The 14,844-nt window shown below is 70.0% G+C and carries 12 protein-coding genes, 1 pseudogene and 1 riboswitch; of the genes and pseudogenes, 6 read left to right on the top strand and 7 right to left on the bottom strand.

The features are described from left to right. Positions 1-69: 69 nt before the first annotated feature. The 4 genes and pseudogenes from ACWCQM_RS20665 to ACWCQM_RS20680 all read left to right on the top strand — a co-directional run bounded on the left by ACWCQM_RS20665 (position 70) and on the right by ACWCQM_RS20680 (position 4,948). Entirely contained in the window at positions 70-1,371 is a 1,302-nt protein-coding gene (locus ACWCQM_RS20665) for an ABC transporter substrate-binding protein (protein ID WP_450916624.1), read from the top strand. Between the two features lie 204 nt (positions 1,372-1,575). After that, on the top strand, positions 1,576-2,541 hold the full coding sequence (locus ACWCQM_RS20670; protein ID WP_450916625.1) for a carbohydrate ABC transporter permease: 966 nt from the start codon (positions 1,576-1,578) through the stop codon (positions 2,539-2,541). Continuing rightward, on the top strand, positions 2,538-3,443 hold the full coding sequence (locus ACWCQM_RS20675) for a carbohydrate ABC transporter permease (RefSeq protein ID WP_450916626.1): 906 nt from the start codon (positions 2,538-2,540) through the stop codon (positions 3,441-3,443). Before ACWCQM_RS20670 ends, ACWCQM_RS20675 begins: the two co-directional genes overlap by 4 nt. A 100-nt stretch (positions 3,444-3,543) precedes the next feature. After that, a pseudogene (locus ACWCQM_RS20680) lies at positions 3,544-4,948 on the top strand (GH1 family beta-glucosidase). A gap of 108 nt (positions 4,949-5,056) precedes the next feature. Here ACWCQM_RS20680 and groL read toward each other — a convergent pair. The 4 genes from groL to thrC all read right to left on the bottom strand — a co-directional run bounded on the left by groL (position 5,057) and on the right by thrC (position 9,277). Continuing rightward, a complete protein-coding gene (gene groL, locus ACWCQM_RS20685) occupies positions 5,057-6,679 on the bottom strand; it encodes a chaperonin GroEL (protein ID WP_073743705.1) in 1,623 nt (540 codons plus the stop codon). A gap of 345 nt (positions 6,680-7,024) precedes the next feature. Beyond that, positions 7,025-7,231, bottom strand: a complete 207-nt coding sequence (locus ACWCQM_RS20690) for a cold-shock protein (RefSeq protein ID WP_003967346.1) — start codon at positions 7,229-7,231, stop codon at positions 7,025-7,027. A 443-nt stretch (positions 7,232-7,674) separates the two neighbouring features. Then, on the bottom strand, positions 7,675-7,950 hold the full coding sequence (locus tag ACWCQM_RS20695) for a MoaD/ThiS family protein (RefSeq protein ID WP_073743704.1): 276 nt from the start codon (positions 7,948-7,950) through the stop codon (positions 7,675-7,677). A gap of 28 nt (positions 7,951-7,978) precedes the next feature. Continuing rightward, a complete protein-coding gene (gene thrC / locus ACWCQM_RS20700) occupies positions 7,979-9,277 on the bottom strand; it encodes a threonine synthase (RefSeq protein WP_450916627.1) in 1,299 nt (432 codons plus the stop codon). 18 nt (positions 9,278-9,295) lie between these two features. Further along, a riboswitch (SAM riboswitch) is annotated at positions 9,296-9,423 on the bottom strand. Positions 9,424-9,576: 153 nt separating this feature from the next. Between thrC and ACWCQM_RS20705 the strand changes: the two genes are divergently transcribed. Both ACWCQM_RS20705 and ACWCQM_RS20710 read left to right on the top strand, forming a co-directional pair. Then, a complete protein-coding gene (locus tag ACWCQM_RS20705; RefSeq protein ID WP_450916628.1) occupies positions 9,577-10,527 on the top strand; it encodes a glucosyl-3-phosphoglycerate synthase in 951 nt (316 codons plus the stop codon). A gap of 70 nt (positions 10,528-10,597) precedes the next feature. Beyond that, the gene (locus ACWCQM_RS20710) at positions 10,598-11,974 is read left to right on the top strand and encodes an alpha,alpha-trehalose-phosphate synthase (UDP-forming) (RefSeq protein WP_450916629.1); all 1,377 of its coding nucleotides are present in this window, start codon (positions 10,598-10,600) and stop codon (positions 11,972-11,974) included. An 18-nt stretch (positions 11,975-11,992) separates the two neighbouring features. On the opposite strand, the gene otsB is transcribed toward ACWCQM_RS20710, so the two are convergent. From otsB to ACWCQM_RS20725, 3 genes are all read right to left on the bottom strand, one after another. Continuing rightward, positions 11,993-12,847 carry a trehalose-phosphatase gene (gene otsB / locus ACWCQM_RS20715; RefSeq protein ID WP_450916630.1) on the bottom strand — a complete coding sequence of 285 codons (855 nt, stop codon included), beginning with the start codon at positions 12,845-12,847 and terminating at the stop codon, positions 11,993-11,995. A gap of 73 nt (positions 12,848-12,920) precedes the next feature. After that, positions 12,921-14,501 carry a hypothetical protein gene (locus ACWCQM_RS20720; RefSeq protein WP_450916631.1) on the bottom strand — a complete coding sequence of 527 codons (1,581 nt, stop codon included), beginning with the start codon at positions 14,499-14,501 and terminating at the stop codon, positions 12,921-12,923. A 126-nt stretch (positions 14,502-14,627) separates the two neighbouring features. Further along, a complete protein-coding gene (locus ACWCQM_RS20725) occupies positions 14,628-14,825 on the bottom strand; it encodes a DUF3263 domain-containing protein (protein ID WP_450916687.1) in 198 nt (65 codons plus the stop codon). Positions 14,826-14,844: the final 19 nt, after the last annotated feature.

A 14,844-nucleotide genomic window follows, 5' to 3' on the forward strand; every position in this document is an offset into this window, starting at 1 on the left:
ACGCTCCAGACCAGTTTTTGAGAGCGCTCTCAAGCGCTCGGTTCATCCCGAAGCCAAGGGAGACTTCCCATGCTCATCACCCGAGCCGCCAAGAGAACCACCGTCCGCCTCGGCGCGGTCGTCCTCGCCGGAACGCTCCTCGCCGCCTGTGGATCCGGCACCTCGGACTCCTCCGACAGCGCGAACGGCAAGGTCACACTGACCGTCGACCTCTTCGGGTCGTTCGGCTACAAGGAGGCCGGGCTGTACGCGGAGTACGAGAAGCTCAACCCCGGCGTGACCATCAAGCAGACGGACACCGAGGACGAGGTCGACTACTGGAAGTCGCTCCAGACCCGGCTGGCCGGCGGCGGCGGGCTAGCCGACGTCCAGGGCATCGAGGTGGGCAGGATCGCGTCGGTCACCCAGCAGCAGTCCGACAAGTTCCAGGACCTGAAGGAGTACGGCGCCGACCAGCTCAAGGACCAGTTCGCCGATGCGAAATGGTCGGCGGCGACCACCAAGGACGGCAAGATCCTCGGCCTCGGCACCGACGTCGGACCCGAGGCGATGTGCTACCGGACCGACCTGTTCGAGCAGGCCGGCCTGCCCACCGACCGCGAGGAACTCGCCCAGAAGTGGTCGACCTGGGACGGCTACCTGGAGCTCGGCGAGCAGTACAGGAAGAAGGCCCCTGCCAAGAGCGCCTGGCTGGACAGCATCGGAAGCCTCTACCAGGTCGTGATCGGCCAGGAGAAGGAGCGGTACTACGACGCCTCCGGCAAGCTGATCTACGAGGAGAACCCGGCGGTCAAGGCGGCCTGGGACACCGCGGTCAAGGCTTCCGACGCCGGACTGAGCGCCAAGCTCGACCAGTGGTCGCCCCAGTGGAACCAGGCCTTCGCCGCCGGCTCCTTCGCCACCATCCCGTGCCCCGCCTGGATGCTCGGCTACATCAAGGGCCAGGCCGGTGACACGGGCAAGGGCAAGTGGGACATCGCCAAGCTGCCCGGCGGCGCGGGCAACTGGGGCGGCTCCTACCTCTCGGTCCCGCGTGCGGCCGAGCACAAGAAGGAGGCGTACGAGCTGATCAAGTGGCTCACCGCCCCCGAGCAGCAGGCCAAGCTCTTCAACAAGCAGGGGAACTTCCCGTCCTCGACGGGTGCGATCGAGAAGATCACCGCCGCCGAGGACGCGTACTTCTCCGGCGCGCCGATCGGCCAGATCTTCGGGGACGCGGCCAAGGCGTCTCCGGTCCAGGTGCTGGGTGTGCACGACCAGAACGTGGTCCAGCAGCTGACCAACGCGCTGGGCGAGGTCGAGCGCAAGGGCACCTCGTCGGAGAAGGCGTGGGAGACCGCGAAGAAGGGCGTGGCGAACGTCGTCGGCTGACGCCCGGCACCGTCCGTCCAGCCACCGTCGACCCGTCACCACCGACGCCCGTCACCACAGACGACCCGTCACCACCGACGCCCGTCACCACCGAGACGCCCGTCATCACGCGCCGGGGCCGGTCCTCCTCCGCAGCACGGTGGACCGGCCCCCGCCCCCGTAACGCCCCGACTCCCCGCCCGCGACTCCCCGAAGGGCCGCACCGTGACCCTCACCGCCACCGCGAAGGCCGCGCCCCGGGCGCCCGGACCCGACGACGGCCGGACCGCGTCCCTCCGGCGCACCTGGCACACGCTCTCTCCGTACGCCTACATCGCCCCCTTCCTCACCCTCTTCGCCGCCTTCGGGCTCTTCCCGCTGCTCTACACGGCGTTCGTCTCCCTCTACCGGGTCGAACTCCAGACGAGCGGTGACATGGAGTGGCGCGGCATCGCCAACTACACGGCGCTGTTCACCGACGAATACTTCTGGACCTCACTGCGCAACACGTTCACCATCGGCGTCCTGTCCACCGTCCCGCAGCTCGCGATGGCCCTGGGACTCGCGCACCTGCTCAACTACAAGCTGCGCGGGCGCACCTTCATCAGGACGGCGATCCTGCTCCCGTACGCCACCTCGGTGGCCGCCGCGACGCTGGTGTTCGCCCAGCTCTTCGGCCGTGACTTCGGGCTGATCAACTACGCGCTGGGGCTGGTGGGCGTCAGCCCCGTGGACTGGCAGACCGGCACGGTCGCCTCGCAGATCGCCGTCTCCACCATCGTCGTCTGGCGCTGGACCGGATACAACGCGCTCATCTACCTGGCGGGCATGCAGTCCATCCCGGGCGAGCTGTACGAGGCCGCGGAGATGGACGGGGCCTCGCGCTGGCGGCAGTTCATCCATGTCACGCTGCCCGGTCTGCGGCCCACGATCGTCTTCACGGTGATCGTGTCGACGATCGGCGCCACCCAGCTGTTCGGGGAGCCGCTGCTCTTCGAGGGGTCCATCTCCGGCGGCATCTCGCACCAGTACCAGACCCTCGGCCTGTACATGTACGAGCAGGGCTGGGGCTTCTTCCACCTGGGCCGGGCCGCCGCCATCGCCTGGGTGATGTTCGTCCTGATCGTGGTGCTCGTCGGGGTCAACGCCCTCGTCGTGCGCCGCCGTGCCCGTAAGGAGGCCGGCCGATGACCACGCTCGCCGCACAGCCGACCACGCCCGAGACCGTACCGGCCACGACCCCGCCCGGCGGGCGCAGGAAGCCGCGCGGGCCGCGGGGCATGCAGGGCGGCTGGCTCTCCTACCTGATCCTCGGCTTCGCGCTGCTGGTCTCGGCGTTCCCGTTCTACTGGACGATCGTCGCGGCCAGCCGGTCCAACGCGGACCTCGCGAAGGTCCCGCCCAGCCTGCTGCCCGGCCCGAACCTCATCAAGAACTTCGACGCGGTGCTGGAGGAGGCCGCGATCGGCAAGGCGCTGCTGAACTCGTTCATCGTGTCCGGCTCCATCACGGTCGGCACCGTGCTCTGCTGCACCCTGGCCGGATTCGCCTTCGCCAAGCTCCGCTTCAAGGGCCGGGGCGCCCTGCTCGCCCTCACCATCGGCACGATGATGATCCCGCCGCAGCTCGGCGTCATCCCGCTGTTCATGCTGATCGCGGAACTCCAGTGGGTGAACCAGCTCCAGGCCGTGATCCTGCCCGGACTGGTGTCGGCCTTCGGAGTGTTCTTCATGCGTCAGTACCTGGTGCAGTCGCTGCCCGACGAACTGATCGAGGCGGCCCGTGTCGACGGCGCGTCGACCGCGCGCATCTTCTGGTCGATCGTCGTCCCGGTCGCCCGGCCCGGGATGGCCGTGCTCGGGATGCTCACGTTCATGACCGCGTGGAACGACTTCTTCTGGCCGATCATCGCCCTGTCCTCGCAGGAGCCGACCGTGCAGGTCGCCCTGCGGCAGCTCGGCGGCGGCTACGTCCACGACCAGTCGGTGATCATGGCCGGCACCCTGCTCGGCACCCTCCCCGTACTGCTCGTCTTCGGCCTGCTCGGACGGCAGATCGTCGGCGGGATCATGCAGGGAGCTGTCAAGGGCTGAGCTGCCGCCAAGGGCCGAGCCGCCGTCAAGGGCTGACCTGCCCGTCAAGGGCTGAGCCGTCCCCCCACCACCCCATCTCACCTCCTGGAGTGCCTGTCTCATGACCGCTGTCGATGCCCGCCCCACCACCGCGGCGGGGCTGCGGTTCCCCACCGGATTCCGCTGGGGGACGGCCACCGCCGCCTATCAGATCGAGGGAGCGGCCACCGAGGACGGCCGCACCGAGTCCATCTGGGACACCTTCAGCAGAATCCCCGGCAAGGTCCGCAACGGCGACACCGGTGACATCGCCGCCGACCACTTCCACCGGATGCCGGACGACGTGGCGCTCATGAAGGAGCTCGGCGTCACCGACTACCGCTTCTCGGTGTCCTGGTCCCGGGTCCAGCCGACCGGCCGCGGCCCCGCCGTCGAGCGCGGACTCGACTTCTACCGGCGGCTCGTCGACGAACTGCTGGGCGCCGGCATCCGGCCCGTCGCGACGCTCTACCACTGGGACCTGCCGCAGGAGCTGGAGGACACGGGCGGCTGGCCGGAGCGCGACACGGCGCACCGGTTCACGGAGTACACCGGGCTCGTGGCGCACGAGCTCGGCGACCGGGTCGCCACCTGGACGACGCTCAACGAGCCCTGGTGCGCGGCCTTCCTCGGCTACGGGAACGGGGTCCACGCCCCCGGGCGAACCAGCGACCTCGCGGCCCTGCGCGCGGCCCACCACCTCAACCTGGCCCACGGCAGCGCGACCAGCGTCCTGCGGAACGTGCTGCCGCCCTCCGCCGAGGTGTCGCTGACCCTGAACCTGCACGCCCTGCGGCCGCTGACGGACACCCCGGCGGACCACGAGGCCGTGCGGCGGATCGACGCCGTCGCCAACCGGATCTTCCTCGACCCGGTCTTCCACGGGCGGCTGCCGCAGGACCTGGTGCGCGACACGGCGTCGATCACCGACTGGTCCTTCGTCCGGGCCGGGGACCTGGAGGTCATCTCCGCGCCGCTGGACTCCCTCGGCATCAACTACTACTCCCCCAGCGTCGTTTCCGCCGGCACGTCGGAGTCCCCGTCCCCGTGGGCGGGTGCCGAGAAGCATGTGGCGTTCACTCCCGCGGACGGACCCCGCACCGCGATGGACTGGCCGGTGGACGCGAACGGGCTGCACGAACTCCTCACCCGGCTCGGCGGGGAACTGCCCGGCCTGCCGCTGATGGTCACCGAGAACGGCGCCGCGTACGACGACTACGCCGACCCCACGGGCCAGGTCCACGACCCCGGAGCGGGTGGCGTACCTGGACGCCCATCTGTCGGCCGTGCACCGGGCTATCCAGGACGGCGTGGACGTGCGCGGGTACTTCCTGTGGTCGCTCCTGGACAACTTCGAGTGGGCGTACGGCTACAGCAAGCGGTTCGGCATCGTCCACGTCGACTTCGCGAGCCAGCGCCGCACGGTCAAGGACAGTGCCCGCTGGTACGCGGACGTCATCGCACGCGGCGGTCTCGACCACCCCTGACCGTCGGAGACGAGATTGCCGGAGGGGACACGACGACGCCGGCCCCCGGGACGAATCCCGGGGGCCGGCGTCGTACAGGTACTGCGAGGAGCTGCTGACCCCGAGGGATCAGAAGTCCATGTCACCGCCCGGCATGCCGCCCGGAGCAGCCGCAGAGGCCTTCTCCGGCTTGTCGGCGATGACGGCCTCGGTGGTGAGGAAGAGCGCGGCGATGGACGCGGCGTTCTGCAGGGCGGAGCGCGTGACCTTCGCCGGGTCGAGAATGCCCTCGGCGATCATGTCGACGTACTCGCCGGTCGCGGCGTTGAGGCCGTGACCGATCGGCAGGTTGCGCACCTTCTCGACGACGACTCCACCCTCAAGACCACCGTTGACGGCGATCTGCTTGAGCGGGGCCTCCAGCGCGAGCTTGACGGCGTTGGCACCGGTGGCCTCGTCGCCCGTCAGGTCGAGCTTCTCGAAGACGGCCGAGGCCTGGAGCAGAGCCACGCCACCACCGGCGACGATGCCCTCCTCGACGGCGGCCTTGGCGTTGCGCACCGCGTCCTCGATGCGGTGCTTGCGCTCCTTGAGCTCCACCTCGGTGGCGGCGCCGGCCTTGATGACGGCCACGCCGCCGGCCAGCTTCGCGAGGCGCTCCTGGAGCTTCTCGCGGTCGTAGTCCGAGTCGGAGTTCTCGATCTCGGCACGGATCTGGTTGACGCGGCCCTGGACCTGCTCGCTGTCACCCGCCCCGTCCACGATCGTGGTCTCGTCCTTGGTGATGACGACCTTGCGGGCGCTGCCGAGCAGGTCCAGGCCGGCGTTCTCCAGCTTGAGACCGACCTCCTCGGAGATGACGGTGCCACCGGTGAGGATGGCGATGTCGCCGAGCATGGCCTTGCGGCGGTCACCGAAGCCCGGAGCCTTGACGGCGACGGACTTGAAGGTGCCACGGATCTTGTTGACGACCAGCGTCGACAGAGCCTCGCCCTCGACGTCCTCCGCGATGATCAGCAGGGGCTTGCCCGACTGCATGACCTTCTCCAGCAGCGGAAGGAGGTCCTTCACGTTGGAGATCTTGGAGTTGACGATCAGGATGTACGGGTCGTCGAAGGACGTCTCCATACGCTCCATGTCGGTCGCGAAGTACGCCGAGATGTAGCCCTTGTCGAAGCGCATACCCTCGGTGAGCTCCAGCTCCAGACCGAAGGTCTGGGACTCCTCGACGGTGATGACGCCTTCCTTGCCGACCTTGTCCATCGCCTCGGCGATCTTGGCGCCGATCTCGGTGTCGGCAGCGGAGATGGAGGCCGTCGAAGCGATCTGCTCCTTGGTCTCCACGTCCTTCGCCTGCTCCAGCAGAGCGGCGGAGACGGCCTCGACGGCCTTCTCGATGCCACGCTTCAGAGCCATCGGGTTGGCACCCGCGGCGACGTTGCGCAGGCCCTCGCGGACGAGCGCCTGGGCGAGAACGGTGGCGGTGGTCGTACCGTCGCCGGCGACGTCGTCCGTCTTCTTGGCGACCTCCTTGACCAGCTCCGCACCGATCTTCTCGTACGGGTCCTCGAGCTCGATCTCCTTGGCGATGGAAACACCATCGTTGGTGATCGTGGGCGCGCCCCACTTCTTCTCGAGGACGACGTTACGGCCCTTGGGGCCGAGGGTGACCTTGACGGCGTCGGCGAGCTGGTTCATCCCGCGCTCGAGACCGCGCCGTGCCTCCTCGTCGAACGCGATGATCTTGGCCATGTGAAGTGGTCCTCCCGGACAGGGGTGGATTTCTCCGGACCGAGAGGCGCCCGCGACGGACGGCCAGCGTGCTCACCGGTTCCTTGCCCCGGCAAGCGTGCGGGCCTCACCGGCCCGGTCCTAAGTTCTGTCACTCTCACCTGGAGAGTGCTAACGCCAATGATTAGCACTCGACCCCTGCGAGTGCAAGCGTCCCCCTCGGGATGTGGACAACCACGGGCCCGAGCGTCCCCCTCCGGATGGGACAACCACGGGCCCGGCCGGGGACGCACGAGGGGCCCGTCCCCCGGTGGGAGGTACGGGCCCCGCGTGTGTGAGTGGTGTCGTCGGACGACCGCGCCGAGCTCAGCCGACGGCGAGCTTGACCATGTCCGCCTGCGGCCCCTTCTGGCCCTGCGAGATCTCGAATTCAACTCGCTGACCCTCTTCGAGGGTGCGGTACCCGTCCATCTGGATCGCGCTGTAGTGGACGAAAACATCCGCACCACCGTCGACCGCGATGAAGCCGTACCCCTTCTCCGCGTTGAACCACTTGACGGTGCCCTGAGCCATGCCTAACTCCCCTATTACTGGCCCTTGCACGAGCACCGCACTTCGCGGGCCCGGGTCAGAACTCACCCTCCGACAGGAGAGGGTGGCGTGCGCCGGAACGCGTCGACCGCGGCCGAATGTATCTGCCCAACTGCCCTCTGCAACAGGTCAATCGGACGAGAATTCTGGGCACACATGAACGCCCGGAAGGGATGAATTCGTGAACATCCTGGGCAAGTCGGGCCTGACAAAGGCCACTTATGGCGCAAGGAGTTCACGTACTTTGGCTGCTTCTTGTCGTGGCCGGGCGCATTCTCATATGCGGGCGGCACGGGCAGCGGCGGGGACTTCCCCAACTGTACCGCGCTCAACCATGCAGAATGGCCCCCTCCGTTTCTCTCGCGGAGGGGGCCATCGTGCTCACGCTGCGCAGTCGGGCGGCCGGGCCGGCCCGTGAGGGGCGATCAGCCTCCGGCGACGGCCGGGATGATCGAGACGCCGGCGCCGTCCGGGGTGACCGCGTCCAGGCCGCCCTCGAAGCGCACGTCGTCGTCGTTGACGTACACGTTGACGAAGCGGCGCAGCTTGCCCTGGTCGTCCAAGACGCGGGCGCCGATGCCCGGGTGGTTCTGCTCCAGGGACGCGATGACCTCGGAGAGGGTCGCACCCTCGGCCGCGACCTCGGCCTGACCGCCCGTGTAGGTGCGGAGGATGGTGGGGATACGGACCTTGACGCTCATGTGGGTGCCTTCCTTGGGTCTCGGGTGGTCAGCTGGCGGCGGCGAGGCCCGCGTCGCGGAACGCGTCCAGGCTGGGCCGGATCGTCGCCGACAGGCCGGTCGTCGGGGCGACCGCGTCGAGCGTCTTCAGGCCGTCACCGGTGTTCAGGACGACGGTGGTCAGCGCCGGGTCGAGCACACCGGCGTCGATCAGCTTCTTCGTCACACCGACCGTCACCCCGCCCGCGGTCTCGGCGAAGATGCCCTCGGTCCGGGCCAGCAGCTTGATCGCGTCGACGACCTGCTCGTCGTTGACATCCTCCACGGCACCACCGGTGCGCCGGGCGATGTCCAGGACGTACGGGCCGTCGGCCGGGTTGCCGATCGCCAGGGACTTGGCGATGGTGTTCGGCTTCTGGGGCCGCACCACGTCGTGACCGGCCTTGAAGGCGGTGGAGACCGGGGAGCAGCCCTCGGCCTGGGCGCCGAAGATCTTGTACGGCTTGTCCTCGACGAGGCCGAGCTTGATCAGCTCCTGGAGACCCTTGTCGATCTTCGTGAGCTGCGAGCCGGACGCGATCGGGATGACGATCTGGTCGGGCAGCTGCCAGCCGAGCTGCTCGCAGATCTCGTACGCCAGGGTCTTGGAGCCCTCGCCGTAGTACGGCCGGAGGTTGACGTTGACGAAGCCCCAGCCCTCGCCGAGCGGGTCACCGATGAGCTCCGAGCAGAAGCGGTTGACGTCGTCGTAATTGCCCTCGATGCCGACCAGCTCGCCGCCGTACACCGCGGCCATGACGACCTTGCCCTGCTCCAGGTCGTGCGGGATGAACACGCAGGAGCGGAAGCCGGCGCGGGCCGCGGCGGCACCCACCGCACCGGCGAGGTTGCCGGTGGAGGAGCAGGAGAGCGTGGTGAAACCGAAGGCGCGGGCGGCCTCGACGGCGATGGCGACGACACGGTCCTTGAAGGAGTGCGTCGGGTTGCCGGAGTCGTCCTTGACGTACAGACCGCCGGTCACGCCCAGCTCGCGGGCGAGGTTGTCGGCCTTGACCAGCTTGGTGAAGCCGGGGTTGATGTTGGGCTTGTCCGCGACATCGGAGGGGACGGGCAGCAGCGGCGCGTAGCGCCAGATGTTGTCCGGGCCTTCGGCGATGCGCTTCTTCAGCTCTTCGGGGGAGCCGCTCGGCAGGTCGTACGCCACTTCGAGCGGCCCGAAACAGGACACGCAGGCGAAAATGGGGCCGAGCTCGAAACGCTCACCGCATTCGCGGCAGGAAAGCGCGACGGCGGGACCGAGATCCACGGCGGAAGTACTGGTGTCGGCGGCAACTGTCTGCACGGCCATGATGGCGGAGGCCCTTTCTCCTCATCTTCCTTGCGACGTATTTCGCCACAAGACGGAATTGGCACCTTCCCCACCGTGACCTCGCGGTCGGCAGGAGGGTTGCCGGGACTTCAACGGGCCGTTCCCTCAGTCCCTCTGGATGAGCGCTATGGCACCGGACCATGGATCCGGGCGTTTTTTCGCGGACCGACCCCGACATGCGAGGGTCATCCGCGTTGTTCAAGACTGTAACCGAAGCACCGGACGATTGAGATAGTCGTCCGTACCGCGAGATGGATCACATACAGGGAGTATCGACCGTGCTGGAAGAGGTGGAACGCTGGCTGACCAGGCGTTCCTGGTCGGCCGCAGACCGCCCGCTCGACCGTCTCACGGCCGCCCGGGAGAGCGGTCCGCACCGCTCCCGCGTCAGCGTCGTCCTGCCCGCGCTGAACGAGGAGGCGACCGTCGGCGCGATCGTCGCGGAGATCCGGCGCGAGCTGATGGAGAAGGTCCAGCTCGTGGACGAACTGGTGGTGATCGACTCCGGTTCCACCGACGGCACCGCCCGCGCCGCGCGCCGGGCCGGAGCCCGGGTCGTGCACCGGGACGCGATCCTGCCCCGGGTACCCGCGGTCCCCGGCAAGGGCGAGGTGCTGTGGCGGTCGCTGCTGGTGACCAGCGGGGACATCGTCTGCTTCGTCGACGCCGACCTCAAGGACTTCTCGGCGGACTTCGTCTCCGGCATCGTCGGCCCGCTGCTGACCGACCCCACGGTGCAGTTCGTCAAGGCGATGTACGACCGCCCGCTCGGCGAAGCCGCAGGCCAGGGCGGTCGCGTCACCGAGCTCGTGGCACGCCCCCTGCTCAACCTGCACTGGCCGAGCCTCGCCGGCTTCGTCCAGCCCCTCGGCGGCGAGTACGCCGTACGGCGCTCCCTGCTCGAACGGCTGCCCTTCCCCGTCGGCTACGGAGTGGAACTGGGCCTGCTCGTCGACGCCCTGCACACGGTCGGTCTGGACGCGCTGGCCCAGGTCGACGTCGGCGTTCGCAAACACCGCCACCAGGACGGCCAGGCCCTCGGCAGGATGGCCGCCACGATCTACCGCACGGCGCAGCTGCGGCTCTCCCGGGGCTCGCTCGTACGCCCCGAGATCACCCAGTTCGAGCGGGGGCCCGACGGGTTCGTCCCGCACACCCATGCGGTGGACACGGAGGAGAGGCCGCCGATGCGGGAGATCGCCGAGTACGCCTCGCGCAACGCGGCGTAACGGTTCTTCTCGCTCAGCCGCACGCAGACTTCACGTTTGGCGGCTTCCCGAACGGGCTAGGTTCGGGTACATGGTCTCCGAGCAAGCCGCCCAGGTCCTCGTCGCGTCCAACCGCGGCCCTGTGTCGTACGCCCTGCGGGAGGACGGCACGCTCGACTCGAAACGCGGCGGGGGCGGGCTCGTCTCCGGCCTCAGCGCCGTCGACGACAAGCTGTGGGTCTGCGCCGCCCTCGGCGACGGCGACCGCGAGGCGGTCCGGCGCGGGGTGTCCGAGCCGGGCGTCCGGATGCTCGACATCGACGCCGGGGTCCACGCCGACGCGTACAACGGCATCGCGAACTCCGTGCTCTGGTTCGTCCACCACATGATCTACGAGACGCCGGTGGAGCCGGTCTTCGACGCGGAGTTCCGCGGGCAGTGGGCCTCCTACGAGGCGTACAACCGTGCCTTCGCCGAGGCGCTCGCCGAGGAGGCGGGCGAGGGCGCCGCCGTCCTGGTGCAGGACTACCACCTCTCGCTGGTCCCCGGCATACTGCGCGAGCTCCGCCCCGACCTGCGCATCGGGCACTTCTCGCACACCCCCTGGGCGCCCGTCGACTACTTCCGGCTGCTGCCCGACGACATCGGCGAGCAGCTGCTCAAGGGCATCCTGGGGGCCGACCGCGCCGCGTTCCTGACCCGCCGCTGGGCGGACGCCTTCATCGGCTGCTGCACGGAGATCCTCGGCGGCACCGGCCGCACCCGGATCGGGGTGCACGGGCTGGGCGCCGACGCCGACTTCCTGCGCCGCCGCTCCCACGAGGCGGACGTGGACGACCGCATGGAGATCCTGCGGGAGCAGGTGGGCGCTGACCGGCGCACGATCGTGCGGGTGGACCGCACCGAGCTCTCCAAGAACATCGTCCGGGGGCTGCACGCCTACCGCGCGCTCCTGGAGGAGCGCCCCGAATGGCGCGAACGCGTGGTGCACATCGCCTTCGCCTACCCCTCGCGACAGGACCTCGCGGTGTACCGCGACTACACCGCGGAGGTCCAGCGGGTCGCGGACGCGATCAACGCGGAGTACGGCACGGCGGACTGGACCCCGGTCCTGCTCCACGTCGACGACGACTTCGCCCGCTCCCTCGCGGCCTACCGGCTGGCGGACGTGGCCCTGGTCAACCCGATCCGCGACGGCATGAACCTGGTCGCCAAGGAGGTCCCGGTCGTCTCCGACCACGGCTGCGCGCTGGTGCTGTCGCGCGAGGCGGGGGCGTACGAGGAGCTGGGCGAGGACGCGATCGTGGTCAACCCGTACGACGTATCCGCCACGGCGGCGGCGCTGCACGAGGCGCTGACGATGGACCCGGACGAGCGGGGCGCCCGTTCGAAGCGCCTCGCCGCCGCGTCGACCGCGCTGCCCCCGCAGCAGTGGTTCCTGGACCAGCTGGAGGCGCTGCGGGCCTGAGGGCCGTCCCGCCCGCCCTCAGGGGGCCAGCTGTCCGGCCAGGTCCCCGAGCAGAGCCGCCACCGCCGCAGGCCCGGACACCAGCAGGTCCGCCCGGTCGGCGAGTTCGGGGACCTCGGTGCCGCTGCACACGAGCAGTCCGGCCAGGCCCTGGGCGCGGAGCTTCTCCACGGCGGCGTACGCGGCGAGGTCGCCCAGGTCGTCACCGGCGTACAGCACCGACTCCGCGCCCACCGCCTTCACGTACTCCTCCAGCGCCACGCCCTTGTCCATGCCCGGCGGGCGCAGCTCCAGGACCAGGCGGCCCGGTTCGACGATGAGGCCGTGGCGGGCGGCGAGAGCGGCCAGCGGGGTACGCAGGGCCTCGAAGGCCGCCTGCGGGTCGTCGGCGCGGCGGGTGTGCACGGCGAGCGCCCGGCCGCCCTTCTCCTCGATCCAGATGCCGCTGTCCGTGGGCCTGCCCGCCTCCGCCAGCACCGCCGGAAGCTCCGCCCGGACGGCTTCCACTCCGGGGTCGGGGTCGGGAGCGCTCACGGTGGCGGTGGCGGCGTCCCAGCGTTCGGCGCCGTAGTGGCCGAGGACGACGAGGTGGTCGAGGCCCGGCGCTCCGGCGAAGCCGCCGTACCGCACGGCGGTGTCGGCGGGGCGGCCCGTGATCACGGCCACGGCGGCTACCCGCGGGGCGAGCGCGGAGAGGGCCGGGACGACATCGGGGTGAGCGCGGGACCGCTCCGGGTCGGGGACGATGTCGGCAAGCGTGCCGTCGAAGTCCAGCGCGACGACCGCACGGCCGGGCCGAGCGAGAAACGCGGCGAGGCCGTCACGGCCGGCCTGGGTGGACGGGGTCGGAAGGGGGTGTGCCGGGATACCCATGGCCCGAGCGTATCGGTGACCGGGCGGGCGGTGGGGTCCGCGCCGCGCCCACGCCGGGTCCGTTCCGGCACGGTCACCCCGAGGCCAGCTGCTCCGCTATCTCCTGGATCCAACCGGCGCTCTTCCTCGGGTCGTTGAGGGTCTCGGCCCACGCATCCGGCTCCAGCTTGTGCGTGGCCGGGCCGGACTTGAGAGCGACGAGCAGGGCCCTGGCGGACTCCCGCATCTCGGCCGTCGTGCTGCCGCTCCCGGCTATGTCGGGACCCGCCGCCAGGGCGTAGATCTCGCGGGCCATGGCCTGGCGTTCGCCCTTCGACACCTTCTTCCAGAACTTCAGGGCGTGTTGCAGCGATTCCTTGCGGGACGCCGCCGCGGACTCGCCCTCCGGCGACCAGCGCTCGGGGTGACGTACCTCTTCGTAGCGCTTCGTGGCGGCGCGGAGCGCCTTGTACAGCGTGACGCTCAGGACGAGGCCGGCTCCGGCCCCGGCGAGGCCCCATCCGACCGGGTTGCTCGCCAGCATGCCGGTTCCCGCCGCCACCGCCGTCACGATGCCGGCCGCGGCCTTCGTCGACTCGCCCATCGCGCCGCCGACCGCCTCCTTGCCGATCTTGGTGAGCTGCTTCTTCTTCGCGTACCCCTGCGCCGCGCTCAGCTTCTCCGCCTCGCGCTGCCCGTGGCTCTCCGTGTGCTGGAGGCTCTCGGCGGCGTCACGGGCCGCGCCCGCCGCCTGCCAGACGCCGTCGAAGGCCGCGGAAACGGCCGCCGGCCGTCCCTCGTCGTCAAGGTCCCAGGCGTCGTTCAGCGCGACGTCGGCGTCCTCCACGGCCCTGCTGGTCCGCTCCACCGATGCGTGCAGCCGGGCCACCGACTCGCTGAGGACGAGGCGGGGATCTCTGAGATTCTTCACGTTCTTGTACTTGCGGCCCGCTCCCCCTATGCGGACGGCGGCCCGTCCGCTCTTCACCAGGCCGGCGGAGGCACTGGCGGCACCGCTCACCTCGGACGCCAGCGCGGCCTCCGCCACCTTCTGGAGCTTGGTCGCCTCCTTGGCGATGCCGGCGCCGTAGGCCCCCGAACTGATGGCGCCGACCACCGCGTCGGCCCCCTTGGTCCTGGCCTTCTTGTTCGCCGTGTGGTGCTTGGCCCCGCTCTCGTGCTGCTTGGCGTCCTTCATGTTCTTGTACGCGTCCATGCCACTGACCACGACGCCGGGGAGCTCCGTGAGGAGGTTCCCCGAGGCGGCGGAGGCACCCGAGGCGGCGGTGGAGTGCTTGAGACCCTCGTTGCCCGCGGCGGCGGCCTGCTGGGTGAAGCCCGCGTTGGCGGGGGTCTGGATGCCCTTGACGAAGGTGTCGATGGGTTCGAGATTCTTCTTGAACCTGTCGAGGAAAGCGGCGATCCGGGCGCGGTAGTCCTTCTTCGCTCCGGCGCCCCCGCCCTGCTCCGGCGCCCTCCCCCCGTCCGCGCCCCTGGCGCGCTGGACCGCCACGGTCGCGATCCGGTTGCCTGCGCGGGACTGCATCTCGAGGAAGGCGTGTTCCGTCGCGCGTGCGGACGTCCCCCCGGGCCGGCTGCCCTCCCTGCGCTGCCGTGCCGACGCCAGGACGGCTGCGGACGGCTGCGGCGAGGTGCGGTGGGCCGGGGTGCTCATGGACGTACCTCTCCTGCGACGACCGGGCGAGGGGAGAGTAGCCAGGTGTGGCCAACAGGACGGGTACGGCGGGGAAATTCCGTGGACATGCGGAAGCGCGCCGTCGCGTCCCGGTCTCCGCAAGCCTCAGCGGCGACCGCGCCTCGCGTCCCGTACGCGGCGGAGGCGGTTCACCGTCACCGGGTCCTCCTCCAGCGCGCGGCGGTCGTCCAGGAGCGCGTTGAGCAGCTGGTAGTAGCGCACCGGCGACATCCCCAGCTGCTCCCTGACCGCCCGCTCCTTCGCACCGGGGCCCGCCCAGTCGCGCCGTTCCAGAGCGAGCACCGCGCGCTGCTGCTCCGAG

The sequence above is a fragment of the Streptomyces sp. NPDC002125 genome, assembly GCF_053593715.1.